Annotated in this window: 28 protein-coding genes and 1 tRNA gene; 21 read left to right on the forward strand and 8 right to left on the reverse strand. The window is 72.0% G+C overall.

The window, feature by feature from the left end:
- The first annotated feature begins 19 nt into the window (after positions 1-19).
- Both IE263_RS06365 and IE263_RS06370 read left to right on the forward strand, forming a co-directional pair.
- Complete coding sequence (locus IE263_RS06365; protein ID WP_189933075.1) at positions 20-1,207, forward strand: thiolase family protein; 1,188 nt, start codon at positions 20-22, stop codon at positions 1,205-1,207.
- A gap of 289 nt (positions 1,208-1,496) precedes the next feature.
- Positions 1,497-2,264 (forward strand): sulfite exporter TauE/SafE family protein, encoded by a 768-nt coding sequence (locus tag IE263_RS06370; protein ID WP_189933077.1) that lies wholly within the window; start codon positions 1,497-1,499, stop codon positions 2,262-2,264.
- A gap of 49 nt (positions 2,265-2,313) precedes the next feature.
- Here the strand turns inward: IE263_RS06370 and IE263_RS06375 are convergent, their stop codons facing one another.
- The 4 genes from IE263_RS06375 to IE263_RS06390 form a co-directional block, all read right to left on the reverse strand.
- Positions 2,314-3,126 (reverse strand): HAD-IIA family hydrolase, encoded by an 813-nt coding sequence (locus IE263_RS06375; protein WP_373311876.1) that lies wholly within the window; start codon positions 3,124-3,126, stop codon positions 2,314-2,316.
- Positions 3,127-3,147: 21 nt separating this feature from the next.
- Complete coding sequence (locus IE263_RS06380; protein ID WP_189933079.1) at positions 3,148-3,603, reverse strand: PaaI family thioesterase; 456 nt, start codon at positions 3,601-3,603, stop codon at positions 3,148-3,150.
- A 64-nt stretch (positions 3,604-3,667) separates the two neighbouring features.
- Entirely contained in the window at positions 3,668-4,342 is a 675-nt protein-coding gene (locus IE263_RS06385) for an enoyl-CoA hydratase-related protein (RefSeq protein WP_189933081.1), read from the reverse strand.
- Positions 4,343-4,370: 28 nt separating this feature from the next.
- Positions 4,371-4,970 carry a TetR/AcrR family transcriptional regulator gene (locus IE263_RS06390; RefSeq protein WP_229910811.1) on the reverse strand — a complete coding sequence of 200 codons (600 nt, stop codon included), beginning with the start codon at positions 4,968-4,970 and terminating at the stop codon, positions 4,371-4,373.
- Positions 4,971-5,226: 256 nt separating this feature from the next.
- Here IE263_RS06390 and IE263_RS06395 point away from each other — a divergent pair, with 256 nt between their 5' ends.
- A complete protein-coding gene (locus tag IE263_RS06395; RefSeq protein ID WP_189933226.1) occupies positions 5,227-5,973 on the forward strand; it encodes a cobalt-precorrin-6A reductase in 747 nt (248 codons plus the stop codon).
- Positions 5,974-6,033: 60 nt separating this feature from the next.
- On the opposite strand, the gene cobF is transcribed toward IE263_RS06395, so the two are convergent.
- Positions 6,034-6,807, reverse strand: coding sequence for a precorrin-6A synthase (deacetylating) (gene cobF, locus IE263_RS06400; RefSeq protein WP_189933083.1), 774 nt, complete (start codon positions 6,805-6,807; stop codon positions 6,034-6,036).
- 100 nt (positions 6,808-6,907) lie between these two features.
- Positions 6,908-7,429, reverse strand: a complete 522-nt coding sequence (locus IE263_RS06405) for a DUF309 domain-containing protein (protein WP_189933086.1) — start codon at positions 7,427-7,429, stop codon at positions 6,908-6,910.
- A gap of 98 nt (positions 7,430-7,527) precedes the next feature.
- On the opposite strand from IE263_RS06405, the gene IE263_RS06410 reads away from it, so the two are divergent.
- Positions 7,528-7,601 (forward strand) — tRNA-Pro (locus tag IE263_RS06410).
- Between the two features lie 306 nt (positions 7,602-7,907).
- Complete coding sequence (locus tag IE263_RS06415; RefSeq protein ID WP_189933088.1) at positions 7,908-9,167, forward strand: MFS transporter; 1,260 nt, start codon at positions 7,908-7,910, stop codon at positions 9,165-9,167.
- Between the two features lie 94 nt (positions 9,168-9,261).
- Here the strand turns inward: IE263_RS06415 and IE263_RS06420 are convergent, their stop codons facing one another.
- Positions 9,262-10,227 (reverse strand): LysR family transcriptional regulator, encoded by a 966-nt coding sequence (locus tag IE263_RS06420; RefSeq protein WP_189933089.1) that lies wholly within the window; start codon positions 10,225-10,227, stop codon positions 9,262-9,264.
- A gap of 121 nt (positions 10,228-10,348) precedes the next feature.
- Between IE263_RS06420 and IE263_RS06425 the strand changes: the two genes are divergently transcribed.
- The 13 genes from IE263_RS06425 (at position 10,349) to IE263_RS06485 (ending at position 22,430) form a co-directional block, all read left to right on the forward strand.
- A complete protein-coding gene (locus IE263_RS06425) occupies positions 10,349-11,329 on the forward strand; it encodes a fumarylacetoacetate hydrolase family protein (protein ID WP_189933091.1) in 981 nt (326 codons plus the stop codon).
- Complete coding sequence (locus IE263_RS06430; protein ID WP_189933093.1) at positions 11,308-12,282, forward strand: cyclase family protein; 975 nt, start codon at positions 11,308-11,310, stop codon at positions 12,280-12,282. The genes IE263_RS06425 and IE263_RS06430 overlap by 22 nt, the downstream gene beginning before the upstream one ends.
- A gap of 153 nt (positions 12,283-12,435) precedes the next feature.
- Entirely contained in the window at positions 12,436-13,599 is a 1,164-nt protein-coding gene (locus IE263_RS06435) for an FAD-dependent oxidoreductase (RefSeq protein ID WP_189933095.1), read from the forward strand.
- Complete coding sequence (locus IE263_RS06440) at positions 13,596-14,627, forward strand: amidohydrolase family protein (RefSeq protein ID WP_229910812.1); 1,032 nt, start codon at positions 13,596-13,598, stop codon at positions 14,625-14,627. Before IE263_RS06435 ends, IE263_RS06440 begins: the two co-directional genes overlap by 4 nt.
- A gap of 4 nt (positions 14,628-14,631) precedes the next feature.
- Positions 14,632-15,564, forward strand: a complete 933-nt coding sequence (locus IE263_RS06445; protein WP_189933098.1) for a VOC family protein — start codon at positions 14,632-14,634, stop codon at positions 15,562-15,564.
- A gap of 11 nt (positions 15,565-15,575) precedes the next feature.
- Positions 15,576-16,502: a fumarylacetoacetate hydrolase family protein gene (locus tag IE263_RS06450; RefSeq protein WP_189933100.1), complete on the forward strand. Its 927-nt coding sequence runs from the start codon at positions 15,576-15,578 to the stop codon at positions 16,500-16,502.
- Positions 16,503-16,507: 5 nt separating this feature from the next.
- A complete protein-coding gene (locus tag IE263_RS06455) occupies positions 16,508-17,248 on the forward strand; it encodes an SDR family NAD(P)-dependent oxidoreductase (RefSeq protein ID WP_373311884.1) in 741 nt (246 codons plus the stop codon).
- Positions 17,249-17,278: 30 nt separating this feature from the next.
- Positions 17,279-18,061, forward strand: coding sequence for a CoA transferase subunit A (locus IE263_RS06460; protein WP_189933104.1), 783 nt, complete (start codon positions 17,279-17,281; stop codon positions 18,059-18,061).
- On the forward strand, positions 18,061-18,714 hold the full coding sequence (locus tag IE263_RS06465; RefSeq protein WP_189933106.1) for a CoA transferase subunit B: 654 nt from the start codon (positions 18,061-18,063) through the stop codon (positions 18,712-18,714). Before IE263_RS06460 ends, IE263_RS06465 begins: the two co-directional genes overlap by 1 nt.
- A gap of 69 nt (positions 18,715-18,783) precedes the next feature.
- Positions 18,784-19,770: an aldo/keto reductase gene (locus IE263_RS06470; RefSeq protein ID WP_189933108.1), complete on the forward strand. Its 987-nt coding sequence runs from the start codon at positions 18,784-18,786 to the stop codon at positions 19,768-19,770.
- A gap of 36 nt (positions 19,771-19,806) precedes the next feature.
- Entirely contained in the window at positions 19,807-20,379 is a 573-nt protein-coding gene (locus IE263_RS06475) for a TetR/AcrR family transcriptional regulator (RefSeq protein ID WP_189933110.1), read from the forward strand.
- A gap of 111 nt (positions 20,380-20,490) precedes the next feature.
- Entirely contained in the window at positions 20,491-21,669 is a 1,179-nt protein-coding gene (locus IE263_RS06480) for an acyl-CoA dehydrogenase family protein (protein WP_189933112.1), read from the forward strand.
- A 2-nt stretch (positions 21,670-21,671) separates the two neighbouring features.
- Positions 21,672-22,430: an SDR family NAD(P)-dependent oxidoreductase gene (locus IE263_RS06485; RefSeq protein WP_189933230.1), complete on the forward strand. Its 759-nt coding sequence runs from the start codon at positions 21,672-21,674 to the stop codon at positions 22,428-22,430.
- 6 nt (positions 22,431-22,436) lie between these two features.
- On the opposite strand, the gene IE263_RS06490 is transcribed toward IE263_RS06485, so the two are convergent.
- Entirely contained in the window at positions 22,437-23,228 is a 792-nt protein-coding gene (locus tag IE263_RS06490) for a GntR family transcriptional regulator (protein ID WP_229910813.1), read from the reverse strand.
- Positions 23,229-23,511: 283 nt separating this feature from the next.
- Between IE263_RS06490 and IE263_RS06495 the strand changes: the two genes are divergently transcribed.
- From IE263_RS06495 to IE263_RS06505, 3 genes are all read left to right on the forward strand, one after another.
- Positions 23,512-24,528 carry a sugar ABC transporter substrate-binding protein gene (locus tag IE263_RS06495; protein ID WP_189933114.1) on the forward strand — a complete coding sequence of 339 codons (1,017 nt, stop codon included), beginning with the start codon at positions 23,512-23,514 and terminating at the stop codon, positions 24,526-24,528.
- Complete coding sequence (locus tag IE263_RS06500; RefSeq protein ID WP_189933116.1) at positions 24,528-25,604, forward strand: ABC transporter permease; 1,077 nt, start codon at positions 24,528-24,530, stop codon at positions 25,602-25,604. The genes IE263_RS06495 and IE263_RS06500 overlap by 1 nt, the downstream gene beginning before the upstream one ends.
- Positions 25,605-25,609: 5 nt before the next feature.
- A partial coding sequence (locus tag IE263_RS06505) for an ATP-binding cassette domain-containing protein (protein WP_189933118.1) occupies positions 25,610-25,862 on the forward strand: 253 nt, incomplete at its 3' end.

The raw sequence follows: 25,862 nt of genomic DNA on the forward strand, positions 1-25,862 counted from the left end.
GTCGGTCAGGAGTCCTGTCGTGCGTCCCGTCCACTTCGCGGCCGCCCGCCGCACCCCCATCGGAAAGCTGCGCGGCGCCCTGTCCACCGTGCGCCCCGACGATCTCGCCGCCACGGTGATCCGCGCCCTCGTCGCCGACGTACCCGCCCTCGACCCGGCCCGGATCGACGACGTCTACTGGGGCGCCGCCAACCAGGCAGGCGAGGACAACCGCAACGTCGCCCGCATGGCCGCCCTGCTCGCCGGCCTCCCCGAGACCGTGCCCGGCGCCACGGTGAACCGCCTGTGCGCCTCCGGCCTGGAGGCGGTCACCGCCGCCGCCCGCACCATCGCCGCCGGTGAGGCCGACATCGTGCTCGCGGGCGGCTCCGAGTCGATGAGCCGCGCCCCCTTCGTCCTGGCCCGCCCCGACGAGGCTCTCCCGCACCGCGTCGAGACCGTCGACACCCGCCTCGGCTGGCGTCTGGTCAACCCGGCGATGAAGGACCTCCACGGTCTGCTCTCCATGGGCGAGACCGCCGAGGAGGTCGCCGAGCGGTACGGCATCTCCCGCGAACGCCAGGACGAGTTCGCCCTGCGCAGCCATCAACGCGCCGACCTGGCCCGCAAGAACGGCCACTTCGACGACGAACTCCTGCCGGTCCCACGGCCCGACGGTGTGGTCGTCGACGCCGACGAGGGCATCCGCGAGGACACCTCGTACGAGAAGCTCGCGGGGCTCCGGCCCGTCTTCCGGCCCGGCGGCACGGTCACCGCGGGCAACGCCTCCCCGATGAACGACGGCGCCGCGGGCCTCCTCCTGGTCAGTGAGGAGGCCCTGAACGAGCTGGGGCTCGAGTCCCTGGGCCGCTATGTCGCCGGCGCCTCGGCCGGGGTCCACCCCGACGTGATGGGCATCGGCCCGGTCCCCGCGACCCGCAAGGCGCTGACCCGCGCCGGCTGGAGCGTCGCCGACCTCCGGGAGGCCGAGTTCAACGAGGCGTTCGCCGCGCAGGCACTGGCGTGCGTGGACCAGCTGGGCATCGATCCCGACCTGGTCAACCCCAGCGGCGGGGCGATCGCCCTCGGGCATCCGCTGGGCTGCTCGGGCGCGCGCATCCTGACCACGTTGCTGCACCGGATGCGCAGAACGGGGGCGGAGCGGGGACTGGCGACGATGTGTGTGGGGGTGGGGCAGGGGAGCGCGATGCTGGTGGAGCGGCACTGACCGCACCTGAACACCGGTCCGGGCGCCCTGTCGGCGAGGGCCGGCGAAGTCGCCGCTCCGGACACCTTGTGAGCGAGGGCCGGCGAAATCAGCCGGTTCGGGTGCCTTGTGGGCGAGGCCAGGCACAATCAGCCCGTCCGGCGTTTGAGGACGAGGCCCGTTCAGGGCCGAAGCGGGGGCCTGGGGGCGGCAGCCCCCAGTCGGCGGCCGCACCAGCATGGTGCAGGGAGCCACCAGTCGAGACGCTCCTTACAAGGCCCCGTCAGCTGCGCATAGCATCAGAACCCGCATGAACACGATGACGCACCTCACCGGCTGGGAGTTCGCCGCCCTCGCCTTCGCCGCCCTGCTGGTCGGCTTCTCCAAGACGGCCGTGAGCGGGGCCAACACGGTGAGCCTGGCGATCTTCGCCGCGGTTCTGCCCCCTCGCGCCTCCACGGGCGTACTGCTGCCGCTCCTGATCGCGGGGGACGTCCTCGCCGTCCGCACCTACCGGCGGCACGCCCACTGGCCCACGCTGTGGCGGCTGTTCCCGGCGGTCGCGGCCGGTGTGGTCGTCGGCACGCTGTTCCTGGTGTGGGCCGACGACGCGGCCGTCGGCACCTCGATCGGCGCGATCCTGCTGCTGATGGCCGCGGTCACGGTGTGGCGGCGCCGCACCGCGGAAGTCGCCGAGGACCCCGATGCCGTGGTCACCCGGGCCGGCCGCCTGAAGGCCCGTTCCTACGGGGTCCTCGGCGGCTTCACCACGATGGTCGCCAACGCGGGCGGCCCGGTGATGTCGATGTACCTGCTGTCCGCGGGCTTCCGCAAACTCGGCTTCCTCGGCACCTCCGCCTTCTTCTTCCTGATCGTCAACGTCTCCAAGGTTCCGTTCAGCGTAGGCCTCGGCCTGATCAACGGGCCCTCGCTGCTCCTGGACGCCGCGCTGGCGCTGTTCGTCGTCCCCGGGGCGCTGCTCGGCAGGTGGGCGGTGGACCGCATCAACCAGCGACTGTTCGAGCGACTGGTGATCGCGGCCACGGTGGTGGGCGGGCTTCAGCTGCTGCTGCGCTAGGCCCAACTGCTTCTGCGCCAGGCCAGCTGCTTCTGCGCCAGGCCAGCTGCTACTGCGCCAGGCCCAGCAGCGCGGGCACATCCGCGAACGAGTCGACGACCCGGTCCGGCGTGCCGTCGGCCGCCTCGAGCGTCTCCGGCAGGAACTTGCCGGTCCTGACCAGCACGCCCGTGATCCCCGCCCGCTGTGCCGCCAGCACGTCCGACTCGACGTCGTCGCCCACCATCAGCGCCTCCTCCGCGGCCACCCCCAGGTGCCCGAGTGCGGCGGCGAAGAAGGCGGGCGACGGCTTCCCGGTCACCTCCGCCTCCACCCGCGCGGCCGCCTCGAGCCCCGTCACGAACGCGCCGGAGTCGAGCCGCAGCCCGTCCTCGGTACGCCAGTACAGGTTCCGGTGCATCGCCACCAGCCGCGCGCCCCGCTGGAGGTGCCCGAAGGCCCGGTCCAGCGCCGCGTACCCGAACTCGGGGCCGGCCCCGCCGAGGACGACCACGTCGACGTCGTCGGCGTTCTCGCTGTCCTTGTCGACCAGCGTGACCCCGGTGAGGTCCTCCCGGACGTCACCGCTGTTCAGCAGCGCGCAGCGCGCCTCGGGATACTGCTCGGCGAGGTGCGCGGCGGTGACGGCGGGAGCCGTGAGGATGTCGTCGGCGGCCACCGGGAACCCTGCGTCCGCGAGAATCCGCGCGATGGAGGCCCGGGTGCGTGAGGTCGTGTTGGTGACCAGGGCGACGCCGAGCCCGGCCTCCCGGACCGCCCGCAGCGCCTCCACCGTGCCCGGGAGCGGTTTCCAGGAGACGGTGAGCACTCCGTCGACGTCGATCAGGAGGGCCCGCACACCGTCCACCCGTTCCGCGTCCATAGGGGGACGATAACGCCGGGGTCAGCCGCCCGCCGGAAGGATCATGCAGGTCGTGGTCGCGTGCGCGATGAGCCTGCCCTGCTCGTCGAGGACCTTGCCGTCGGCGGTGGCGGTGCGGCGGCCCGCGTGGATCACGGTGCCTTCGGCGGTGAGGGTCTGCCCGTCGGTACTGGCCGCCCGTATGTAGTTCACCTTCAGTTCCAGCGTGGTGTAGCCGGTGCCCGCGGGGAGGGTGGTGTGGACCGCGCAGCCCAGGGCCGAGTCGAGCAGGGTGGCGGCGATGCCGCCGTGCACGGTGCCGAGGGGGTTGGCGAAGTCGGGGCGGGTGTCGAGCGAGACCACCACGCGGCCGTGCTCCACCTCGTCGAAGCGCATCCCGAGCAGCCGCCCGATGGACGGCACGTCGCTCAGGCGCCCGGCCTTGACGAGCCGCAGGAGGTCGAGGCCGGACAGGGAGGTGAGGTCGGTGGTGCTCAAGCGGGTTCCTTTCGAAGCGGCCCCTGGGGCAGGGGTCTGCAGGAGGGGCCTGGTGTGCGGGACGTCAGTCGCCCAGCGGGTTCGCCGTGTCCCGCAGCGCGGCCAGGACCGGCGCGTACATACGGGACTTGATCGTGCGCAGGGTGTCGCCGGCCTTCCCGGCCTGCCGCTCGGCGATCTCGAGGGCGGTCGGGCGTACGGCGTCCTCGTCGACCGCGTGGTCGACGATCCCGGCGGACAGCGCGTCGTGTCCGCCGTAGCGCTGTGCGGTGATCATCGCCTCGGTGGCGGCCTGCGGGTCCAGCCTGGCCTGGATGAGGGCGGACATGCCCGGGGCGAACGGGATGCCGAGGTCGGCCTCGGGCAGGCACCAGAAGCCGCGGTCGGACCGCATCACCCGGAAGTCGTGGGCCAGCGAGAACATGGCGCCCGCCGCGAAGGTGTGCCCCTGCAGGGCGGCCACGGTCACCACCGGCAGGGACAGCAGCCGCGCGAACAGTTCGTGGACCGAGACGACGTAGTCGACCTGCTGGTCGGCGTGCGCCAACAGCCAGTCCAGGTCGAGGCCGTTGGACCAGAACTTCCCCGTGGCCGCGGTCACCAGGGCGCGCGGCCCCTCGGCCTTCTCCACCTCGTCCAGGGCGGCGCCGACGGCCTCGAGCCAGTCGGGGTGGAAGCGGTTCTCGTCGGCCCCGAGGTCGAGGACGAACACGGTGTCCTGCCGGTCGAGCGTGGGCATGGCGACTCCTTCACACGGGGCGGGGCCTTCAGGACTGGGGACCGGATGAGGACCGCAGCGCGTGGTCCAGCAGGTCGTGGATCTCCGCGGCGGCCGCGTCGAGCGGGGCCGTGCTCTGCTCGGCCCGGCACAGGACCACCGCGCCCTCGACCGCGGCGACGACGAACGAGGCCAGCCGCCGGCTGCGCTCCTGGGGCAGCCCGTGGCGCAGCAGCAGGGCGGCGAGCCCGTCCTGCCAGCGGGTGAAGGCCGCGGCCGCCGAGCGCGCGGGCTCCCCGGCCTCGTCGTCGGTCTCCACGGCGACCGCCACGACCGGGCAGCCGGCCCGGAAGTCGCTGCGCACGAGCCGCTCCCGCCACACCGTGAAGAACGCGTCGATCGCGTCGAGCGGGTCGGGAGCCCGCACGGCGGTCTCGATCAGGCCGGCGACGAAGTCCCCGGCGAACACGACCGCCTCGTCGATCAGCTGCGTGCGACCGCCCGGGAAGTGGTGGTACACGGAGCCGCGCGGGGCGCCGCTGTGCGCGAGCACACGGTCGATGCTCACACCGGCTGCCCCGTGCTCGCCCAGCAGCGCGGCGGCACTGGCCACCATCCGCTCACGGCTGTCGCTCCTGCGCGGGCTCACGGGGTGCCTCTCCGACGTCGGTCCGCAGGCCCCTCGGACAGCGCCTGTTCCCACCGGTGAGTGATTATGCTCTATGGCATAGAACATGCAAGGGGTCGGCCGCACGGTCCGCCGCCCGTTCCGGCCGGAGCGGGTCCGGCCCGGCCCGGTCCGTGGGAACTTCCTAGACTGCCCATGGGAACTTCCTAGACTGACCGGCGTGACGGACGGGACGGGGCAGGGGACGGCTGCCGCACGGCGGATGCCGCGCACCGGCGTGGCCGCGCACGTCCTCCTCCTCGGCGGCACCACCGAGGCCCGGGAACTGGCCGCCGTCCTGGCGACCCGGCCCGGGGTCCGGGTGACCTCGTCGCTGGCCGGGCGTGTCTCCCGGCCGGGGGCGCTCGAAGGGGACGTACGGATCGGTGGCTTCGGCGGGGCCGAGGGCCTGGCCGCGTGGCTGCGGGAGCAGCGGGTGGACGCCGTCGTCGACGCCACCCACCCCTTCGCCACCGGCATCACCGCGAACGCGGCCCGGGCCGCGGCCGCCACCGGCCGCCCGCTGCTGGTCCTGCGCCGACCGGGCTGGCGGCCCGGCCCCGGCGACCGCTGGCACCCGGTCGCCTCCCTGGAGGCGGCGGCGGAACTGCTGCCCGGCGTGGGCAGGCGCGTCTTCCTGACCACGGGACGCCTGGGCCTGGCGGCCTTCGCGCACCTGGCCGGACTCCACTTCGTCGTACGGTCGGTGGAGCCCCCCGAGCCGCCGATGCCCCCGGACGTCGAACTCCTCCTGGCCCGCGGCCCGTTCACCGTCGCCGACGAGCTGGCGCTGCTGCGGGAGCACCGCGTCGACGTGGTCGTGACGAAGGACAGCGGGGGAGCGGCGACGGCCGCCAAGCTGACGGCCGCGCGGGACCTCGGGCTGCCGGTCGTGGTCGTACGACGGCCACCGCTGCCGGCGGGGGTGGCGGTGGTGCCGGACGTCGCGGGGGTGCTGGAGCGGCTGGGGTTCGGCCGGCCGTGAGCGCCGGCGGCGGACCGGCCCTGGGTGCGGGAGCGGTCCGCCCGGGTGGTGTACGACCGCCTACGCGTCCTCGGGGTTGCGGCGCAGCAGATAGGTGTCCATGATCCAGCCCTTGCGCTCCCGCGCCTCGGCCCGCAGCCGCTCGATACGGGGGCCGGCCTCGGCGAGCGGCCCGGAGACGAGGATCTCGTCCGGGGTGCCTATGTAGGCACCCCAGTAGATGTGGACGTCCTCCTCCGCGTACCGCCGGAAGGTCTGATGGGCGTCCAGCATCACGACCACGTCGTCCACGCCCTCGGGGAACCCCTCGGTGAGCCGCCGTCCGGTGGTGATCTGCACCGGCCGGGCCACCCTGTTCAGTCCCGTCCGGTGCCGGGCGACGAGCGCCGAGACACTGCTGATCCCCGGCACGACCTCGTACTCGAACGCCACCGCGCCCCGCGCCAGCACCTCCTCCAGGATCCCCAGCGTGCTGTCGTACAGCGCCGGGTCACCCCACACCAGGAAGGCGCCGCTCTCGTCCTCGCCGAGCTCCTCGGCGATCAGCCGCTCGTAGATCCCCGCCCGGGCGCTGCGCCAGTCGCCGACGGCGGGGGAGTAGGCCGCGCCGCCCGCGCCGCGGTCCCGCTCGGGATCGCGGGCCTCCACGACCCGGTACGTCCCCTCCGGTATGTGCGCTTCCAGCATGTCCCGGCGCAGCCGCGTGAGGTCGCTCTTCACCTCGCCCTTGTCCAGGACGAAGAACACGTCCGTGCTCCGCAGCGCCTTGACGGCCTGCAGGGTCAGATGGTCGGGGTCGCCCGCACCGATGCCGATGACATGAATCTTTCGCACGACCCCGAGTCTGCCGTACGCCACTGACAGTGACCGGGCCGGGTGCCGACGCAGCCGCCGGGTGTCAGCGCGGTCGCGGTGCCGCCGCGGTCGCCGGGTGTCAGCGCAGTCGCGGTGCCGACGCCCGCGCGTCCACCACCGCGCCGGTCCGCTCCACGTCCTCCGCCAGCTCCCGCGCCCAGTCGGCCAGCCCCGCGAGATCCATCCCGTACGGACGCCACTGCCCACCGCCCGCCGCCCACTCCTGCACGGCCCCGGCGCCGCGCCGCAGCAGCCGCGGCCCGCCCGTGACGTTCCCCCGGGCCACGTGCGTGAGACCCACCGCGAGCTGCGCGAGCCCGCGCCACAGCGTGCGCTCGGACTCCGGGCCCGACTTCCAGGCGTCCTCGAAGACCTCGTGCGCGTGGAACGGCTTCCCCGCGTCCAGCAGGGCCTGCGCCTCGGCGACGGACTCCTCGGGCGTCCGGACGATCCCCTCCGGCTGCCGCTCCACCCCTGCCGCGCCGTACGGCAGCGGCCGTCCGAGCCCGTCCCGCGGCCGGGCGTTGCGCGCCCGCCCCTCGCCGTCCCGGTCCCGTGTGCCGACGGGCCGGCCTGCGCTGCTGCCTCCTGTGCTGCCCATACGGCGATTGTCCCGCGCCGGTGCCCCCTTCGGCGCACCGCCCGGTGTGGGGTAAAGTGCTGTTCGCGCGATCACGCGGGATTCCGCGGGAAGCGCACCGGGACGTGGCGCAGCTTGGTAGCGCACTTGACTGGGGGTCAAGGGGTCGCAGGTTCAAATCCTGTCGTCCCGACGGTGCGAAGGGTCTTCGCAGGCGAGAGCCTGTGGGGGCCCTTCTTCGCGTGAACCGGATTCCGCCGCTCGGGAGAGGCGACCCGCGATCGGTGACCGTGGCCCGTCCCATCCATGGCGTGGATGAGCCGGATACGGGATTCCGATCGCGCAGGGGATGGTGACGGGCGCCCCGGCAGCCCATAGTCGTCGCTACCCGCACACCGCTGTCCGGATCCGCCGCCGGCGTGCGGCCCTCCCCCGCATGCCGTGCGCCGTCGGCGCCCGTGAGGCATGCCCGCTCCCTTACTCGTCCCCTGGAGTCGCCATGCCCGGTTCCGTGCCCCCGCCGCCTCCCGCCGCGGTCGATGACACCGCTCCGTCACCCGTCGACGTGTCGGGCCCGGCCCACCTGCTGCGGGTGACCCTGCTGATGGCGGGCAGCTGTCTGCCGATCCTGGGGGCGGTGCTGATCGCCCCGGTGCTGCCGAAGATGCAGGACCACTTCGCGTCCAGCCCGGGCGCCAAGGCACTGGTTCCCCTCGCGCTGACCGTGCCCGCCCTGGCGCTGGCGCTGCTGGCCCCGTTCGCCGGGGTGATCGTCGACCGGCTGGGCCGCAAGCGCCTGCTGGTCGTGGCGACCGTCCTGTACGCCGTGTTCGGCACGGCGCCGCTCTGGCTGGACTCCCTGGGCGCGATCATCGCCAGCCGCGTTCTGGTCGGTGTCACCGAGGCCGCCATCATGACCTGCTGCACCACCCTGATCGGCGACTACTACACCGGTCAGCAGCGGGTGAAGTACCTCGCCCTGCAGACGATGTGCGCCTCCGCGTCGGCCACCGTCTTCTTCGTGCTCGGCGGCGTCGCCGGGTCGGCGGGCTGGCGCGTGCCGTTCTGGGTCTACGCCGTGAGCCTGGTGCTCGCCCCGCTGATGGCCGCCGCCCTGCCCAAGCCGGTGGTGCACGCGGCCACCGGGGCCGTCCCGGCCGCGCGCCGCCCGTTCCCCTGGCGGCGGTTGGCGGGCATCTGCGCCCTCACGTTCTTCGGGGCGATGGTCTTCTACACCGTGCCGGTGGAGATGGCGTACCTGCTGGACGATCTCGGGGTGGAGAACTCCGGTGTGATCGGGCTGGCCACCGCGGTCGCGAGCGCCGCCACCGTGGGCGGAGCGATCACCTTCGCCCGGCTGAAGCGCTCCCCGGACCCGATGCTGCCCGCGGTCCTCGCGCTCTGTGCGGCCGGTTTCGGAGTGATGTTCCTCGCGGGCAACGCCCCGCTGCTGGTCGTGGGAGCGGTGATCAACTGCCTGGGCACGGGCATGCTGCTGCCCGCCCTCCTCACCAGCGCCATGTCCCGGCTGGCGTTCGAGGACCGCGGCCGGGGCACGGGGCTGTGGACGGCGGCCTTCTTCGGCGGTGAGTTCGTCTGCCCGCTGGTGCTGCTCGCCGTGGAGCCGGCGGTCGGCAGTCTGGCCGGTGCGGTGGGTGTACTGGGGCTCGCCGCCGCCCTCGTCGCGGCGGGGCTGTGGGGAGCACGCCGCCGCGCGGGCGCCGCGGATCCCCGGCCGCTGCCGGAGCAGTTGGCCTGAGGCGAGCAGTTGGCCCGAGGCCGCGGAAGCCGAGGGGCCGGGGAGCACCGGACGACGGTGCACCGGCCCCGTCCCGCGCGCCGCAGGGCCGGGATCAGTCCCGATCCGGCGTCGGCCCTGCGCCCTGTACGGCGGGTACGGTCTCGTCCTGGCCCCGGCCCATCAGCGCCGCTCCCACCTCCGCCGCTTTCTGCCGCAGCCAGATGTGGGCCGCGTCCTGGGCGTGCACGGGGTGCCACCACAGCGCCGCCTGCACCGGTACGGCTTCGAACGGGCAGGGCAGGACGCGAACCGCGGCGGCGCGGACCGCCCTGCGGGCCAGGCGTTCCTGGATCATCGCGATCCGGCGTGTGCCCTCGATCATGTGGGGGAGCAGCTGGAAGGTCTGGACGGAGACCTCCACCCGGGGGCTGATGCCGAGCATGCTGAGCTGGCGGGCCGCCGGCGCGTCATAGGGGCGCTGGTAGACGGCCCAGGGCAGCCGGGCCAGCTGGTCGAGGGTGAGTGCGTCGCCGACCTCGGGGTGGTCGTCGGCGATCATGCAGAGCCAGCGGTCCTGGTAGAGGTCGACGGCGGGGAAGCCGTCGATGACGCCGTGCGGCATCAGCAGTCCGTCGGCGGTGCTCAGCAGGGCGGCGGCGTTCTCCACGACGGAGGGCGGCGGGTGCTGGAAGTCGAGCCGGATGCCGGGGGCCTCCTCGTGCACGGCGCGGGCGAGCGCGGTGCCGAAGACGGCCGCGGCGTAGTCCGAGGCGAGCAGGGTGAACTCGCGGGTCTCGGCGGCCGGGTCGAAGTCGGCCTGGCTGGAGAAGACTCGTTCCAGCAGGTCGCACGCGGTGGCGCTGCGGTCGCGCAGGGCCACGCCGAGCGGGGTCAGCTCGTAGGCGTTGCCGGTCCGCACGAGCAGCGCGTCGTCGAAATGGCGGCGCAGCCGGGACAGTGCCGCGCTCATCGCGGGCTGGCTCAGTCCGATGCGCTCGCCGGCCCGGGTGACGTTGCGCTCCTCCAGCAGCGCGCGCAGGGCCACGACGAGGTTGAGGTCCAGTCGGGAGAGGTTCAACGGGCACCGCCTTGCCGGCCGAGAGGTATCCACCGCATGGATGTAGCGCATCCAAAGGATTGATTTCCGTGATTCGTCGATCGAGGTCAGAGTAGACCGCAACCCAGCGGGAGGACATCTCATGGCAACACTCGCGCAACCTGCCGGCCCGTTCGCGCTCGGCACGTTCTCGCTTCCGGACGGGGAGCCGTTCCCCGGACTGCTGGCCAAGGGCCGGGTGCTGGACCTCGGCAGGGCCCTGGCCTGGGCGCCGTCCGGGATGCGCGGCGTGCTGGAGCGGTGGGAGGAGGCCCTGCCCGTCCTGCACACCCTCGCGAACGAGGACGCCCTGGAGTGGCGCCCGGCGGACGAACTGCGCGTCCACGCCCCTGTCGAGCCGCGCCAGGTCTTCCAGTCCGGTGCCAACTACCGGCAGCACGTGATCGACCTGGAGGTCGCCCACCGCGCCCCCGACGACCCCCGCACGGTCGAGGAGGCACGCGCCGAGATCGCGGAGATCATGGACCGGCGTGCGGCCGAGGACCTGCCCTACGTGTTCCTCGGCCTCCCGAGCGCCATCACCGGCCCGTACGACGTCGTCGTCCTCCCTTCCTGGGCGAAGCAGCCCGACTGGGAGCTGGAGTTGGCGGCCGTGATCGCCAGGCCCGCCCACCGGGTCTCCGTCGAGGAGGCGCTCGACCACGTCGCCGGCTACACGATCGCCAACGATCTGACCGACCGGGCGACCGTCTTCCGCCGGGACATGCCGGCCATCGGCACCGACTGGCTGCGCAGCAAGAACGCGCCCGGCTTCACCCCGCTCGGCCCCTGGATCGTGCCCGCCGAGTCGATCGGCGACCCCGGTGACCTGCGCGTCACGCTGAAACTGAACGGCGAGACCATGCAGGACGAGTCCACCAAGGACATGATCTTCGGGGTGGCGCGGATGGTGTCGTACATCTCGCAGACGGCTCGGCTCCTCCCTGGTGACCTGGTGCTGACGGGCAGCCCGGCCGGAAACGGTATGCACTGGGGGCGGCTGCTGCGCGACGGCGACGTCATGGAGGGGTCCATCACCGGGCTGGGCGTGCAGCGCACCCGATGCGTCGGGGAAGTCTCGTGAACCGCCACGACCCCGAGGGCGCGATCGCCGAGGCCGCCAAGGCGTACTCGAACTGGGGGCGCTGGGGCGCGGACGACGTGCTCGGCACCCTGAACTTCCTCGACGAGGCCAAGCGGCGCGAGGGTGCCGCGCTCGTCCGACGCGGCGCCAGCTTCTCGCTGTCGCAGTCCTTCGACATGAACGGCCCGCAGAAGGGCTGGCGCCGGCGCACCAACCCGGTCCACACCATGCTCGACACGGGCACCGACGCCGCCCTCGGCAACCAGGGCTTCCCGCACGGCATCGGCGGCGCGGACGACGTGATCGCGATGCCGTTGCAGTGCTCCACCCAGTGGGACGGGCTCGGGCACATCTTCGACCACGGCAAGGCATGGAACGGGCGCGACGCCGAGAAGGTCGTCACCTCCGACGGCGACCTCGTCACCGGCATCGAGCACATGGCGCCGTACGTCGCGGGACGCGGCGTGCTCCTCGACGTGGGACGGGTCGTCGGCACCGACGGCGAGTTGCCCGACGGCTTCGCGATCACCGAGGAGCACCTGACCGCGACCGCCGAGGCCCACGGGGTGACCGTCGGCCGCGGCGACCTCGTCCTCGTCCGCACCGGGCAGCTCGCCCGCGCCCGGCGGGACGGCTGGGGCGACTACGCGGGCGGCCCCGCGCCCGGCCTGTCGTTCACCGCCGCCGGCTGGCTGCACGGTACCGAGATCGCCGCGATCGCCACCGACACCTGGGGCTTCGAGGTCCGGCCCAACGAGTTCGACCACGCCTTCCAACCGCTGCACCAGGTCGTCATCCCCCACATGGGCCTGCTCATCGGCGAGATGTGGGACCTCGACTCCCTCGCCGCGGACTGCGCGGCGGACGGCGTGTACGCGTTCTGGCTCACCGCTGCTCCCCTCCCCATCACCGGCGCCGTCGGCTCCCCCCTGAACCCCATCGCCGTCAAGTAGCCCGCTCAGCCGCCGGATGCGCCCTTCCCCGGACAGCAGCGGCGCATCCGGCCCCGCACCCCGTTTCCCACCCCTGGCCCGCGCTCCCCGCGGGCGAGAGCCGCACCCCTGCCGCCCGAAGCCGCGCGGCCCGACACCGGGAGGTATCCCGACATGGCTGACCGCCCCACCCTCCCCCAGCCTCCGGCCGGGGGGACCCCCACCGTCCTCGTCATCGGCGGGGGCGCCTCCGGCAACGCCGTCACCATCCTGCTGCGCCGCGCCGGCATCGACGTCGACCTGATCGAGGCCAAGCCCGACTGGAACGCCACCACCGGCTCCGGCATCACCCTCCAGGGCAACGCCCTGCGGGTCCTGCGCGAACTGGGTGTGTGGGAACAGGTGGAAGCCTCCGGATACCCCTTCGGCTCGCTGGGCGTGACCGCCCCCGACGGCACCGTCCTGTTCGTCGCCGAGGACATCCAGACCGGCGGGGAGGACCTGCCCGCCACCCTCGGCATCCAGCGCCCCCAGCTGCAGCAGATCCTCATCGACGCGGTCCGCGCCTCCGGCGCCGGCGTCCGCCTCGGCATCACCGCCACGGCGCTGGAGCAGGACGCCGACGGCGTCTCGGTGCGCTTCAGCGACGGCAGTGAGGGCCGCTACGACCTGGTGATCGCCGCCGACGGCCTCAACTCCGCCACGCGCGCCGCGATCGGCGTCACCGACAAACCCGAACCCACCGGCATGGCCATCTGGCGCATCGCCGCCCCACGGCCCGAGAGCGTGACGCGCACCGACCTCGCCTACGGAGGCCCCGCCTACATCGCCGGTTACTGCCCCACCAGCGAGAACACCCTCTACGCCTACGTCGTCGAGGCCTGCCGCGACCGCGCCTCCATCGACCCGGCCGCCCACGCCGACGAGATGCGCCGCCTGGCGCAGGCCTACGGCGGGGTCTGGCCGGAGATCACCGAGCACATCACCGACCCGAAGAAGGTCAACTACACCTGGTTCGACCGCCTGCTGGTCGAGGGTTCCTGGCACCGGGGCCGGGTCGTGCTCATCGGCGACGCCGCCCACTGCTGCCCGCCCACCATCGCCCAGGGCGCGGCCATGTCCCTGGAGGACGCCTCCGTGCTCGCCGAGTTGCTCACCAGCGGCCGGGACTGGGACGACGAGCTGCTCCAGGCCTACCACGACCGCCGCATCCCCCGGGTGCGCAGAGTCGTCGAGGCGTCCGTGCAGATCGGCCAGTGGCAGCTGGACGGCGTGCGCGACGCGGACATGGCCGGGCTGATCGGCCGCACCATGAACGCACTGAAGGAACTCCCGTGACCGAACCCCTGTCGACGTCGACACCGACGATCGACGTCCACGCCCACCTCCTGCTCCCGGAGGTCGAGGAGGCCGTCGCCGGGCACCCCGGCCTTGCCGAGGCCCAGGCTCTCGACACCCGCCGCAACGGGCCGGCCGCCCTCGCGGTGAACGGTCCCATGGTGGGCGCCCGGGTGCCGAAGCTGACGGACGCCGCCGTGCGCCTGGCGGCCATGGACGCGGCCGGCGTGGACGTGCAGCTGGTGAGTCCCTCGCCGGGCCACTACCACTACTGGGCCGAGCCCCGACTGGCCGAGCGGGTCTGCCAGTTGGCCAACGAGGGCACCGCCGCACACTGCGCCAAGGCCCCCGACCGGCTGCACGGTCTCGGCCTGGCCCCCCTCCAGCACCCCGACCTCGCGGTCGAGTCGCTCGACCACGCACTGGAGCAGGGGCTCAGGGGCGTGGAGATCTCCTCGCACGCGCCGGGGCCGGGCGGGACACGGGAGGTGGAGCTCTCCGACCCGCGGCTCGCCCGCTTCTGGGCACGCGCCGAGGAGACCGGCGCCCTGGTCTTCCTGCACCCGTTCGGCTGCACGCTCGACGAGCGCCTGGACCAGTGGTACCTGGCGAACACCGTCGGCCAGCCCACCGAGAACGCCGTCGCGCTCTCCCACCTGATCTTCTCCGGGGTGCTGGACCGGCACCCCGGGCTGACGGTGATCGCCGCGCACGGCGGTGGCTACCTGCCCACCCACATCGGCCGCTCCGACCACGCCTGGCGGGTCCGCCCCGACGCCCGGGGCTGCTCCCGGGAACCGAGCAGCTACCTGAAGCGGCTGTACTTCGACTCCCTCGTCCACGACCCCGCCGTACTGCGCGCCCTGATCGGCGCCGCCGGCAGCGACCGCGTGCTGCTCGGCTCCGACTTCCCCTTCGACATGGGCACCGAGGACCCGCTGGACGCGCTGCGCGCCGCGGACCTGCCCGATGCCGACTTCCACGCCGTACGAGGCGGCAACGCCGCCGCCCTCCTCCGGAAGGACTGACACCATGCGCCTGCTCACCCACCTCCGGCACGTCGACCTCGCCGTGCCCGACTACGACAAGCAGCTCGACTTCTACGCCGGTGTCTGGGGCCTGACCCGGGTCGCCGAGGACTCCGGCATCTCCTTCCTCGCCGCCGAGGGCAGCCCCGAACAGTACGTCGTACGCCTGCGCAAGGCCGACGAGAAGCGCCTCGACCTGGTCTCCTACGGGGCGGGCAGCCCGGCCGACGTCGACACCCTGGCCGACCGGCTCCTCGCTCAGGACGTGCGGCTGATCTCCCGGCCGGGGAAGCTCGACACCCCCGGAGGCGGCTACGGCTTCCGTTTCTTCGACGTCGACGGCCGCACCATCGAGGTCTCGGCCGACGTGGAAGCGCGGCAGCACCGCAGGATCGAGGAGAAGGAGGCGATCCCGGTCCGGCTGTCGCACGTGGTGCTCAACTCCCCGGACCTGAACAGGACCCGGGAGTGGTACGAGCGCCACCTCGGCTTCCGCCTCTCCGACACCCTCAGCTCGCCGCACATGGGCGAGGTCATGCACTTCATGCGGATCAGCAACCAGCACCACTCCATGGCCATCGCCCAGGGCCCGCACACCTCCCTGCACCACGTCTCCTTCGAGATGCGCGGCCTGGACGAGTACATGCGCGGCTCGGGCCGTGTGATGCGGGCCGGCGTCCGCAAGGTCTGGGGCCCGGGCCGGCACATGGCGGGCGACAACACCTTCACGTACTTCCTGGACCCGCACGGCAACACCGTCGAGTACACCACCGAGCTGGAGGAACTGGACGAGGACACCTGGCACCCCCACGTCTACGACTTCTCGCAGCCCGAGGTCACCGACCAGTGGGGCACCGCGAACCCGATGAACGAACTGGTCGCCAAGGAGTCGTTCAACGACGTCGACCGCGGCGTGTTCGTCGCCCCGCCGGTGTGAGGGCGCCCGCCATGCGTATCGCCACCTATCTGCACGAGGGGCGCCGCCACTGCGGTGTCGTGGAGGACACCGTCGTACGGGCCCTGCCGGAGGGCACCTCACCACTCGACGCCGTCGGGGCCCGCCCCGTGGGTGCGGCCGTCCCCCTGTCGGACGTACGCCTGCTGCCGCCGCTGGAGCCGCCGACCGTCCGGGACTTCGTCACCTTCGAGGAACACGTCGAGGGCGTACGGCGGTCCGTGGACGGGGCCGCCGGTGTGCCCGAGCAGTGGTACGAGGCCCCGACGTTCTACTTCACCAACCCCTACGCCGTGTACGGCCCCTACGACGACGTTCCCGTGCCGCCGGGGTCGCGCGTGCTCGACTTCGAACTCGAGGTCGCCGCCGTGATCGGGAAGGAGGGCCGCGACCTCACCCCCGAGCAGGCCCGCGACCACATCGTCGGCTACACCGTCCTCAACGACTGGTCCGCCCGCGACCTGCAGTCCGCCGAGATGAGGGTGGGCCTCGGCCCGTGCAAGGGCAAGGACACCGCCACCACCCTCGGCCCGTACCTCGTCACCGCCGACGAACTGGAGCGGTACCGCGACGCCGACGGCTTCCTGCGCCTGGCGCTGACGGCGCAGATCAACGGCGAGGTGGTCGGCAAGGACCTGCTGTCCCACATGAGCTGGACCTTCGAGGAGATGGTCGCCTACGCCTCACGCGGCACCGTCGTCCGCCCCGGCGACGTCCTCGGCTCGGGCACCTGCGGCAACGGCGGCTGCCTGGCGGAGCTGTGGGGTGTACGAGGCAGGCAGGACCCGCCGCCGCTTAAGCCCGGCGACACGGTCACGCTCACGGTGGAGGGCATCGGCACGGTCTCCAACACCGTCGTGCCCGGACCGGAGCCGGTGCCCCTGCCGGCCGCCCGGCGCCGCCCGCGGGAGCGGCCGTGACCGGCATCCCCGCCAAGAGGCTCCTCGGCAAGGTCGTCGTGGTCACGGGCGCCGCCCGCGGCCAGGGCGCCGCGGAGGCCGAGGCACTGACCCGCGAGGGCGCCCGAGTGATCGCCACCGACGTGACGGAGGCGCCCGGCTGCCGCCGCCTCGACGTCACCAGCGAGAAGGACTGGGCCCAGCTGGCCGCCGAACTCCGCGAGGCGTACGGGCAGGTGCACGGTCTGGTCAACAACGCGGGCATCACCTGGCGCGCCCGCCTCGACGACGTACGCCCCGAGGACCTGGCCCGGGTCCACGCCGTCAACGTCACCGGGCCGCTCCTGGGCATCCAGCACCTGGTGCCGCTGATGCACCCGGGAGCGTCGATCGTGAACGTCGGTTCGTCGGCGGCGCTGACCGCCCACTACCCGGTCGCCTACACCACCAGCAAGTGGGCGCTGCGCGGCCTGTCGAGGACCGCCGCCATGGAACTGGGGCCCCGTGGCATCCGCGTGAACACCGTCCACCCCGGCTTCATCGAGACGGAGATGACCGCCTCCGCGGCGCCCGCGTTCCGCGAGGCGAACGTCCGCGGGACACCGCTCGGCCGCACCGGAACCGTCGACGAGATCACCCCGCTCGTCACCTTCCTCCTCTCCGACGACGCGTCCTTCATCACCGGAGCCGAGATCCCGGTCGACGGCGGCCTCACCGCACACGGCGGCGCCAAGCCGATCTCGGACGCCCTGCGCCGCAACGACTGAACCCGCAGGAACAGAAAGGCCCTTCATCTCATGGACAAGGTCCGGGCGAGCGCTGCCGAGGCGGTCGCCGACATCCCCGACGGGGCGTCCCTGGCCGTCGGCGGCTTCGGCCTCAGCGGCATCCCCGACGTGCTCATCCGGGCCCTGCACGCCCAGGGCGCGACCGGCCTGGAGGTCGTGTCGAACAACTGCGGTGTGGACGGGCGCGGACTGGGCGTGCTGCTGGCCGACGACCGCATCGCCCGCGTCACGGGCAGCTACGTGGGCGAGAACAAGGAGTTCGCCCGCCAGTACCTCAGTGGTGAACTGGAGGTGGAACTCACCCCTCAGGGCACCCTCGCCGAACGCCTGCGCGCCGGAGGGGCGGGCATCCCCGCCTTCTACACCCCCGCAGGCGTCGGCACCCAGGTCGCGCAGGGCGGCCTGCCCTGGCGTCACGCACCCGACGGGTCGGTCGCCGTCGCCTCCCCGCCCAAGGAGACCCGCGAGTTCGCCGGCCGCCCGCACGTCCTGGAGCACGGCATCACCACCGACTTCGCCCTCGTACGGGCCTGGCGCGGCGACCGCCACGGCAACCTGGTCTTCCGCCGCGCCGCCGCCAACTTCAACCCCCTCGCGGCCATGGCCGGCCGTATCACGATCGCCGAGGTCGAAGAACTCGTCGAACCCGGTGAACTGGCCCCTGACGACGTCCACCTGCCCGGTGTCTTCGTCCAGCGCGTCGTGGCTCTCACCCCTGAGCAGGCGGCCGACAAGCAGATCGAGCACCTTTCGATTTCCGCGTCTTCGACACGAGGGACGGTACGACGCTGATGTCCTGGACCCGCGACCAGATGGCCGCCCGCGCCGCCGCCGAACTCACCGACGGCTCCTACGTCAACCTCGGCATCGGACTGCCCACGCTGATCCCCGGCCACCTCCCGCCCGGTGTGCACGTCGTGCTCCACTCCGAGAACGGCATCCTGGGCACCGGCCCCTACCCGACCGAGGACGAGGTCGACCCCGACCTGATCAACGCCGGCAAGGAAACCGTCACCGTCCTGCCCGGAGCCTCCTTCTTCGACTCGGCCCTGTCCTTCGGCATGATCCGCGGCGGCCACATCGACACGGCCGTCCTCGGCGCCATGCAGGTCTCCCAGAACGGCGACCTGGCCAACTGGATGATCCCGGGCAAGATGGTCAAGGGCATGGGTGGCGCCATGGACCTCGTCCACGGCGCCCGCCGGGTCGTCGTCCTGATGGAACACACCGCCAAGGACGGCTCCCCGAAGATCCTCGAGGAGTGCACGCTCCCGCTCACCGGCGAGCGCTGCGTCCATCGGATCATCACCGACCTCGCAGTCCTCGACGTCACCGACGGGGGACTGGTGCTGGTCGAGACCGCGCCCGGGGTCACCGTCGAGGAGATCCTGGCGAGGACGTCTGCCGAGGTGTGCGTCCCGGAGGACGTTTCCCCCTTGCCTTGAAGCGCACTTCAAGATGAAGACTCCGGTGCGAGCCGGCGACGGACCGCCGGCCGAACGGGAGGGTTCACCATGAAGTACCGCACCATCGGGACCGACCCCGCCACCCGCCGCGAGGTCAGCGTGCTCGCGCTCGGCGCGATGCTGTTCGGGTCGGTGACGGACGAGGAGACGTCCTTCGCGATCCTCGACCGGTATGTCGAGGCCGGCGGGAACTTCGTCGACACGTCCGACAACTACGCGTTCTGGGTGGACGGCGGCCAGGGTGGCCAGAGCGAGGAGCTGCTCGGGCGCTGGCGGCGCAGCCGGGGCATCGGCGACGAGATCGTCTTCGCCACCAAGCTCGGCGCCCGGCCGCTCGCCCCGGGCACCAGCTACACCGACAACGCCGAGGGCCTGTCGGCGAAGGTGATCCGGGAGTCGGCTGAGCGCAGCCGGGAACGGCTCGGCGTCGAGAAGCTGGATCTGCTCTACGCCCACATCGACGACCACACGGTTCCGCAGCGCGAGACCGTCGAGGCCTTCGGCGCGCTCGTCGCGGAGGGCACGGTCGGTCTGCTCGGGGTGAGCAACCAGGCGATCTGGCGCGTGGAGCGGGCCCGCGCCCTCGCTGCCGCGGCCGGACTGCCCGGCTACGAGGTGCTGCAGTACCAGCACAGCCATCTGCGCCCCCGCTACGACGTGCCCAGCGAGCTGTTCCCGGACGGCAGCCTCGGCCACGCCGGCGCCGAACTCCTCGGCTATCTGCGCGCGGAGCCCGGTCTGACCCTGGTCGCCTACTCGCCGCTGCTCAAGGGTGCCTACACCCGCCAGGACCGGCCCTTGCCGCCGGACTACGACCACCCGGGCACGGCGGCCCGGCTCGCCGTCCTGCGCGATGTCGCACGCGAGACCGGCGCGAGCGTCAACCAGGTCGTACTGGCCTGGCAGTCGGGCGGGGAGCTGCCCGTCGTCCCGCTGGCCGGCGCGTCGTCGGTGGCGCAACTGGAGGAGAACCTCGCGGCGGTGGACCTGGAGCTGACCGAGGACCAGCGGGCCCGGCTGGACGCCGTCCACTGATGACTGCGGAGTAACCAGGGAGGCTACGCTGGGATCATGCCGTCCACCCGCCGTACCGCCCGACAGGCCGACCTGCTGGAACGACTCGTCGCGTTGCTCACGGCGGAGGGGTTCTCGGATCTCACCCTCGACGACCTGGCCGAGCGGCTGCGCTGCTCGAAGACCACGCTCTACCAGCTCGCCCGCAGCAAGCAGGGGCTGGTGGTCGAGGCGGTCAAGCACTACTTCCGCGGGGCGACGGAGGCCGTCGAGAAGCGGGTGGCGCAGACGGTGGACCCCTCGGACCGCGTCCGGGTGTACCTCACCACCGTGGCCGAACAGCTGCGCCCGCTCTCGCGCCGGTTCCTCGACGACGTGGCGGACTTCCCGCCCGCCCGCGAGGTGTACGAGGCGAACACGCGGATGGCCGCGGAGCGGGTGCGGCAGCTGATCGCCGAGGGTGTCTCCGGCGGCGCCTTCCGGGACGTGCACACCGCGTTCGTCGGGGAGGTCGCCGCCGCGACCATGCGCCAGATCCAGCAGGGGGAGCTGAAGGCGCGCACCGGGCTGACCGACGCGGAGGCGTACGAGCAGCTCGCCTCGCTGATCGTGCACGCCGTCTCCTCCTGACGGGCCCCTTTCTCCGTGGTGCGGCTCTCTCGTTGCGCGGGTGGCGTACTGTGAATGATACTTTCGTACGCACTCCAGTATCACTTCCAGTACACCCTCGTGGAGGTCACCATGCCTGCCACTCGTGCCCTGCCGACCGAGGAAGCCGTCGAGCTCATCCAGCTCACGCGCACCCTCGCCGCCAAGGAACTCGCACCCCGGGTCGCCGACGCGGAGGCGGACGGGGCGTTCCCCCGGGACGTGTTCCGCACGCTCGGGCGCAGCGGTCTGCTCGGGCTGCCGTTCGCCGAGGAGGACGGCGGTGCGGGACAGCCGTACGAGGTCTATCTCCAGGTGCTGGAGGAGGTCGCCGCGGTCTGGTCGAGCGTGGCCGTGGGTATCTCGGTGCACGCGCTGTCCTGCTTCCCGCTGGCCCGGTTCGGCACCGAGGAGCAGCGGCTCAAGTGGCTGCCGGACATGCTCGGCGGGGAACTCCTCGGCGCGTACTGCCTGTCCGAGCCGCACGCCGGCTCCGACCCGGCGGCCATGCGCACCCGCGCCGTGCGCGACGGGGACTCGTACGTCCTCAACGGTGCCAAGGCGTGGACCACGCACGGCGGATACGCCGACTTCTACACGGTCATGGCCCGCACCTCCGACGACCGCACGCACGGCATCTCCTGCTTCCTGATCCCGGCGGACACCCCGGGGCTCAGCGCCGATCCGCCGGAGCGGAAGATGGGGCTGACCGGGTCGGCGACCGCCACCATGCGCCTGGACGACGTCCGGGTGCCGGTCGAGCGGCGGATCGGGGAGGAGGGGCAGGGCTTGAAGATCGCGCTCGCCTCCCTCGACTGCGGCCGCCTCGGCATCGCCGCCGTCGCCACCGGCCTCGCCCAGGGCGCCCTGGACCACGCCGTGCGGTACGCCCGTGAGCGGGAGACCTTCGGCAAGCCGATCATCGAGCACCAGGGGCTGGCGTTCGTCCTCGCCGACATGGGCGCCGCGATCGAGTCGGCGCGCGCCACCGCCCTGTCCGCCGCCCGTCTGAAGGACCTCGCACTGCCCTTCACCCGGGAGGCGGCCATCGCCAAGCTGGTGGCCACCGACAACGCCATGAAGGTGACCACGGACGCCGTGCAGGTGCTCGGCGGGTACGGATACACGCGCGACTTCCCCGTCGAGCGCTACATGCGCGAGGCGAAGGTCATGCAGATCTTCGAAGGAACCAACCAGATCCAGCGCATGATCATCTCCCGTGCGCTGGACCGGAGCGAGGGCGGTGTGCTCACCGTTCTCGGCAAGGAGTGATGATGCAGCTCGAGAACACCGCCGCCCTCGTCACCGGCGGTGCGTCCGGCCTCGGCGCGGCCACCGCCAAGGCCCTCGCCGAGCGGGGCGCCAAGGTCTTCGCCCTCGACCTCAAGGACGGCATCGACCAGGCCCCCGAGGTCGCCGGCGTCACCTACGTCGCCGCCGACGTCACCGACCCCGAGCAGGTCCGCACCGCCGTCGCCACCGCGGCGGGCGCGGGCGTGCCGCTGCGCACGGTCGTCAACTGCGCCGGCATCGGCCCGTCGATGCGGATCCTCGGCAAGAAGGGCGTCCACGACCTCGGTCTGTACGCCAAGGTCGTCCAGATCAACCTGATCGGCACCTTCAACGTGCTCGCGCTCGCCTCCGAGGCCATCGCCGAGACCGAGGCCGACGAGAACGGCCAGCGGGGCGTCATCGTCAACACCGCCTCCATCGCCGCCTACGACGGCCAGATCGGCCAGGCCGCCTACTCCTCCTCCAAGGGCGGCGTCGTCGGGCTGACCCTGCCCGCGGCCCGCGACCTCGCCCAGTACGGCATCCGCGTGTGCACCATCGCCCCGGGCATCGTGGAGACGCCGATGCTGGCCACCGTGTCGGAGGAGTTCCGCACCTCGCTCGCCGCCGGCGTGCCCTTCCCGCGCCGCCTGGCGCTGCCCGAGGAGTACGCCAAGCTGGCCCTGGCCATCGTCGACCACGACTACCTCAACGGGGAGACGATCCGCATGGACGGCGCCCTGCGGATGGCCCCCCGCTAGATCCCTCTACGGTCTGACCAGCAGTTGGAAGTCGAACGCGTACCGGGACGCACGGTAGATGTGCGTCCCGTACTCGACGGGCCGCCCGGTGTCGTCGTACGCGGTGCGCTGCATGGTCAGCAGGGCCGCCCCCTCCTTCTCCGCGAGCAGGGCGGCCTCCTCGGCGTCGGCGGAGCGGGCGCCGATCGTCTGCCGGGCGCTGTGCAGCGTGACGCCCGCCGCGCGCAGCAGCCGGTACAGGCCCGTCTCCTCCAGCCGCTGGGTGTCGAGGTCCAGCAGGGCCGGGGGCAGGTAGTTGCACAGGAACGCCACCGGCTGGCCGTGCGTCGAGCGCAGCCGCTCCAGAAGCGTGACCTCGGCGCCCTCCGGGATCCCGAGCGCGGCGGCGACATCGGCGGTCGCCGGGACGCGTTCGTTGCGGACGACGTGCGTGGTCGGCCCCTGGCCGGCCGCCTCCAGGTCGTCGTAGAGGCTGCTCAGTTCCAGCGGCCGTTTCACCTGGCTGTGCACCACCTGCGTGCCCACTCCGCGGCGGCGCACCAGCAGGCCCTTGTCGACCAGGGACTGGATCGCCTGGCGGACCGTCGGGCGGGACAGGCCGAGGCGGGTCGAGAGGTCGATCTCGTTGCCCAGCAGGTTGCCGGGGGCGAGGGCCCCGTGCTCGATCGCCGCCTCCAGTTGCCGGGCGAGCTGGTAGTAGAGCGGCACCGGACTGGTGCGGTCCAGCTCGAAAGGCAGCGTGTCGAGAGCGGAGCCGGACGCGGCACGGGTACGGGCACGGTCACCGGTCTTCGCCATCGGGGCACCTCCTAGGGTGATGGGTGACGCCCATGCGCACGGGGTAGAGATCGTTCCTCAGGTGTAGGGCCCGGTGACCCGCGCTGTCAATACTTTGTTCTTACATTCGGACCTGCTTGTGAAATGATGTCCTAACAAAGTATTGACAGGGGCTGCCCCAGGGGATTGGATCCCGTGCCAACAGCGGTACGGTGCCGGACCTCAGAGGATGGGGCACCGGATCCTCCCAGGACGACTCCCCTTCCCCGTCGTTTCCCCTGTCGCACAGTGAGGTGCAGGAAAGATGGAAAGCTCTTCCCCCCGATCCCGCAGAATCGCCCCGGTCGTGGCCATGGCCGCAGCGGTGGCCCTGACCCTCGCGGGCTGCTCCAGCAGCTCCGGTGGCAAGAAGGCCGAGGAAGGGGGGAGCGGCGCCTCCGCGGGCAAGGCCACCACGCCCCAGATGACGGTGGCGTTGGTGACCCACCAGTCACCCGGTGACACCTTCTGGGACATCGTCCGCAAGGGCGCCGAGGCCGCCGCCGCCAAGGACAACGTCAAGCTGATCTACTCCGCCGACCCGAACGCCGGCAACCAGGCCAACCTGATACAGAACGCCATCGACCAGAAGGTCGACGGCATCGCCGTCACCCTCGCCAAGCCCGACGCCCTCAAGGACGTCATCAGCAAGGCGAAGGCCGCCAACATCCCCGTGGTCGGCCTCAACTCCGGTGTGAGCGAGTGGAAGAAGCTCGGTCTGCTCGAGTTCTTCGGCCAGGACGAGACGGTGGCCGGCGAGGCCCTCGGCAACCGGCTGAACACGCTCGGTGCCAAGAAGGCCGTCTGTGTCATCCAGGAGCAGGGCAACATCGGCCTCACCCAGCGCTGCGACGGCGTGAAGAAGACCTTCTCCGGATCCATCGAGAACCTCTACGTCAACGGCACCGACATGCCGTCCGTGAAGTCGACGATCACCGCCAAGCTCTCCCAGGACAAGTCCATCGACCACGTCGTCACGCTCGGCGCACCGATCGCGCTGACGGCCGCGACCGCGGTGTCCGAGTCGGGCAGCAAGGCCAAGGTCGCCACCTTCGACCTGAACAAGGATCTGACCGGAGCCATCAGCAAGGGGACCATCGAGTTCGCCGTCGACCAGCAGCCGTACCTCCAGGGCTACTTGGCCATCGACTCGCTGTGGCTCTTCAAGAACAACGGCAACTACATGGGCGGTGGCGAGCAGCCGGTGCTGACCGGTCCGGCCTTCGTCGACAAGTCCAACGTCGAGGTCGTCGCCAACTTCGCCGCGAAGGGCACCCGGTGATGAGCATGACCCAGCATGCCGAGCCGGCGGTGACCACACCGCCGGCCTCCGGCCCGAAGGCAACCGACGGCCGGACGACCCAACGCCCCCTGGTCCTCAGGCTGTTGGCGCGTCCCGAGGTGGGCGTCTTCCTGGGCGCCGTCGCGGTGTACGTGTTCTTCCTGTTCGCGGCACCGCCGGTGCGCGACAGCAGCTCGATGGCCAACATCCTCTACCAGTCGTCGACCATCGGGATCATGGCGCTGCCCGTGGCCCTGCTGATGATCGGCGGCGAGTTCGACCTCTCGGCCGGTGTCGCGGTGATCACCTCGGCGCTCACCGCGGCCATGCTCAGCTACCAGCTCACCCTGAACGTCTGGATGGGCGTGATCCTCGCCCTGGTGATGTCGCTCGGGGTCGGTCTGTTCAACGGCTGGATGCTGGTCAAGACGGGCCTGCCCAGCTTCCTGGTCACCCTGGGCACCTTCCTGATCCTCCAAGGCGTGAACCTGGCGGTGACCAAGCTGGTCACCGGCAACGTGGCCACCGACGACATCAGCGACATGGACGGCTTCAGCCAGGCCAAGGCCATCTTCGCCTCGTCCATCGACATCGGCGGTGTCCAGGTGAAGATCACCATCGTGTGGTGGCTGGTCTTCGCGGCCCTGGCCACCTGGGTGCTGCTGCGCACCAAGTACGGCAACTGGATCTTCGCGGTCGGCGGCAACAAGGAGAGCGCGCGGGCCGTCGGTGTCCCGGTGACGTTCACAAAGATCTCGCTGTTCATGCTGGTCGGCTTCGGTGCCTGGTTCGTCGGGATGCACCAGCTGTTCTCGTTCAACACCGTGCAGTCCGGTGAGGGCGTCGGACAGGAGCTGATCTACATCGCCGCGGCCGTCATCGGCGGCTGTCTGCTGACCGGCGGCTACGGTTCCGCGATCGGCCCGGTCTTCGGCGCGTTCATGTTCGGCATGGTGCAGCAGGGCATCGTCTACGCCGGCTGGAACCCCGACTGGTTCAAGGCCTTCCTCGGCGTGATGCTCCTCGGCGCCGTTCTCATCAATCTGTGGGTCCAGCGCACGGCGACCCGGAGGTGACCCCCATGACGACCGACAACACCGGCACCCACGGCGCCATCCTCGCGGACACGCCCCCCACGGACGGCGACCGCCCGCTCGTCGAACTGCGCAACGCGGGCAAGTCGTACGGCAACATCCGCGCCCTGCACGGCGTCGACCTGACCGTCCACCCCGGCAAGGTCACCTGCGTCCTGGGCGACAACGGCGCAGGCAAGTCCACCCTCATCAAAATCATCTCCGGACTGCACCAGCACACCGAGGGCGAGTTCCTCGTCG

The sequence above is a fragment of the Streptomyces aurantiogriseus genome, from assembly GCF_014649375.1.
GTDB classification, from domain to species: Bacteria; Actinomycetota; Actinomycetes; order Streptomycetales; family Streptomycetaceae; genus Streptomyces; species Streptomyces aurantiogriseus.

Bases quoted from the DNA above. Each gene is read 5' to 3' on its own strand.
- IE263_RS06370 (WP_189933077.1), top strand. From the start codon at position 1,497: ATGAACACGATGACGCACCTCACCGGCTGGGAGTTCGCCGCCCTCGCC.
- IE263_RS06375 (WP_373311876.1), bottom strand. From the start codon at position 3,126: ATGGACGCGGAACGGGTGGACGGTGTGCGGGCCCTCCTGATCGACGTC.
- IE263_RS06385 (WP_189933081.1), bottom strand. From the start codon at position 4,342: ATGCCCACGCTCGACCGGCAGGACACCGTGTTCGTCCTCGACCTCGGG.
- IE263_RS06405 (WP_189933086.1), bottom strand. From the start codon at position 7,429: ATGGGCAGCACAGGAGGCAGCAGCGCAGGCCGGCCCGTCGGCACACGG.
- IE263_RS06415 (WP_189933088.1), top strand. From the start codon at position 7,908: ATGCCCGGTTCCGTGCCCCCGCCGCCTCCCGCCGCGGTCGATGACACC.
- IE263_RS06425 (WP_189933091.1), top strand. From the start codon at position 10,349: ATGGCAACACTCGCGCAACCTGCCGGCCCGTTCGCGCTCGGCACGTTC.
- IE263_RS06430 (WP_189933093.1), top strand. From the start codon at position 11,308: ATGCGTCGGGGAAGTCTCGTGAACCGCCACGACCCCGAGGGCGCGATC.
- IE263_RS06435 (WP_189933095.1), top strand. From the start codon at position 12,436: ATGGCTGACCGCCCCACCCTCCCCCAGCCTCCGGCCGGGGGGACCCCC.
- IE263_RS06445 (WP_189933098.1), top strand. From the start codon at position 14,632: ATGCGCCTGCTCACCCACCTCCGGCACGTCGACCTCGCCGTGCCCGAC.
- IE263_RS06450 (WP_189933100.1), top strand. From the start codon at position 15,576: ATGCGTATCGCCACCTATCTGCACGAGGGGCGCCGCCACTGCGGTGTC.
- IE263_RS06460 (WP_189933104.1), top strand. From the start codon at position 17,279: ATGGACAAGGTCCGGGCGAGCGCTGCCGAGGCGGTCGCCGACATCCCC.
- IE263_RS06465 (WP_189933106.1), top strand. From the start codon at position 18,061: ATGTCCTGGACCCGCGACCAGATGGCCGCCCGCGCCGCCGCCGAACTC.
- IE263_RS06470 (WP_189933108.1), top strand. From the start codon at position 18,784: ATGAAGTACCGCACCATCGGGACCGACCCCGCCACCCGCCGCGAGGTC.
- IE263_RS06475 (WP_189933110.1), top strand. From the start codon at position 19,807: ATGCCGTCCACCCGCCGTACCGCCCGACAGGCCGACCTGCTGGAACGA.
- IE263_RS06480 (WP_189933112.1), top strand. From the start codon at position 20,491: ATGCCTGCCACTCGTGCCCTGCCGACCGAGGAAGCCGTCGAGCTCATC.
- IE263_RS06485 (WP_189933230.1), top strand. From the start codon at position 21,672: ATGCAGCTCGAGAACACCGCCGCCCTCGTCACCGGCGGTGCGTCCGGC.
- IE263_RS06490 (WP_229910813.1), bottom strand. From the start codon at position 23,228: ATGGCGAAGACCGGTGACCGTGCCCGTACCCGTGCCGCGTCCGGCTCC.
- IE263_RS06495 (WP_189933114.1), top strand. From the start codon at position 23,512: ATGGAAAGCTCTTCCCCCCGATCCCGCAGAATCGCCCCGGTCGTGGCC.
- IE263_RS06500 (WP_189933116.1), top strand. From the start codon at position 24,528: ATGAGCATGACCCAGCATGCCGAGCCGGCGGTGACCACACCGCCGGCC.